The sequence below is a fragment of the Oleiphilus sp. HI0086 genome (genome assembly GCF_001635225.1).
Map to the genome: position 1 here is coordinate 1 of NZ_LWFZ01000839.1, position 1741 is coordinate 1741.

The following is a 1741-nucleotide window of genomic DNA, read 5'->3' on the forward strand; positions in this document are numbered from 1 at the left end:
TTTTTCTTCTCCAGAGCCTTTTTCTTCTCCAGAGCTTTTTTCTTCTCTAGAGCCTTTTTCTTCTCCAGAGCTTTTTTCTTCTCCAGAGCCTTTTTCTTCTCTAGAGCCTTTTTCTTCTCTAGAGCCTTTTTCTTCTCTAGAGCCTTTTTCTTATCCAGAGCCTTTTTCTTATCCAGAGCCTTTTGTTTTTCCTGAACCTTTGCCCGCTCCCTATCTCGGAGTTGCTGTAGTTCATTTTCACTAATCACACGAGCTTGAATACTTTTTGGAGGCAACTTAACTGTTTGCTCGTTACTACTCTGCCAATTGAAAAAGAATGCAGCAATGACCAATATATGAACAGCAACACTAGCAATCAGAAACTTTCGATTTTTTACCTCTATCGCCTCGCCTAACAAGACCTTAAGGAGTTTAAAGTTTTCCGTTGCACGCTTATCTGAAGACTTTCCACTTGCTCCCTGCTTTTTCAAAGCACGAGCTTGAGAATCTTTAGCCGTGTTTTTCTTCATGGGTCCTCAGTGATCAATCCGACATCTTTCGCACCGGCATTCTGTAAAGCAGCCATCAGCTCAACCACAACTCCGTACTCTACATGCCTGTCTCCTCGCACAAGAACACTAGTAGAAGGTTCGTGTTGAAGAATAGAGCTTACATTTTTTAGTACGACCTGAAGCTCTAAAGGTTTCTTGCTTGATGATGTCATTTCCATATAGTAAGCACCGTTTGAGTCGACCGTCACGACAATCGGCTCGAGGCTTTTAGCACTTTCTACCGGGTCGCTATCAAGTAAGGGTAAATCAATCTTGATCCCCTGAGTCAGCATTGGTGCTGTCACCATAAAGATAATAAGCAGCACTAGCATCACATCGATATAGGGAACAACATTTATATCGGACATGGGTTTACGCTTAGATCTAGGCACCGTTATCAGCCTCTATTAGAAGTATTATCAGCAACACCGTCTTTTGCACTTCCTGCACTTGAATGAATATTTCGATGAAGAATACTCGAGAACTCATCAGCGAAAGTTTCATAGCTTGTATAAAGCGCATCAGCCCTTGCCGAAAACCTGTTATAAGCAACAACAGCAGGAATTGCTGCGAATAGCCCCATTGCAGTAGCAATTAGTGCTTCAGCAATACCTGGCGCTACCGTCGCCAAGGTCGCTTGCTGCTGCTGAGCAAGCCCGAGAAAAGAGTTCATAATCCCCCAAACTGTGCCGAACAGACCAACATAAGGGCTTGTAGAGCCAACTGTTGCCAAAAATGGCAGATTGGAGTCAAGTCGTTCACCCTCTCGCGAAAGCGCAACACGCATTGAGCGCTGCGTCCCCTCCATCACGGCATCGGCGTCTACGCCTGCTTGTTGTTTTAAACGGTTAAATTCCTTAAACCCCGCTTTAAAAATCAATTCAAGCCCACTACTCGCTGCCGACCCGGAACTTCTTTTGTACAATTTTCCTAGATCCATGCCGGACCAAAACATATCCTCAAAATTATGCTGCTGCGCATTAGCCTGTCTGAAGAAACTAGAGCGCTGGAATATCAGATACCAGGATATTANCGACGCAAGCAATAATGCCAACATAACCAACTGCACAATAAAACTTGCATCAAGAATCAAACCAACAATCGAAATCTTTTCCTGCACTTATTTTCTCCAGGTAATCTGCCAAATCTAGGCACAAAATACGGTAATAGCTGACTAACTTTGTAACCCTGTTGAACTCAAGGCTTGCTTC

General features: G+C 43.7%; 3 protein-coding genes. All 3 read right to left on the reverse strand.

All coding sequences use genetic code 11. The annotated features are described in order from the left end of the window. Positions 1-509, reverse strand: a 509-nt coding sequence (locus A3756_RS15135) for a hypothetical protein (RefSeq protein ID WP_197481324.1), incomplete at its 3' end; no start/stop codon positions are given. Beyond that, a complete protein-coding gene (tolR, locus tag A3756_RS15140) occupies positions 506-898 on the reverse strand; it encodes a protein TolR (RefSeq protein ID WP_068511022.1) in 393 nt (130 codons plus the stop codon). The genes tolR and A3756_RS15135, both read right to left, overlap by 4 nt. Before the next feature lie 29 nt (positions 899-927). After that, a complete protein-coding gene (gene tolQ / locus A3756_RS15145) occupies positions 928-1650 on the reverse strand; it encodes a protein TolQ (RefSeq protein WP_068553798.1) in 723 nt (240 codons plus the stop codon). Positions 1651-1741 lie beyond the last annotated feature (91 nt).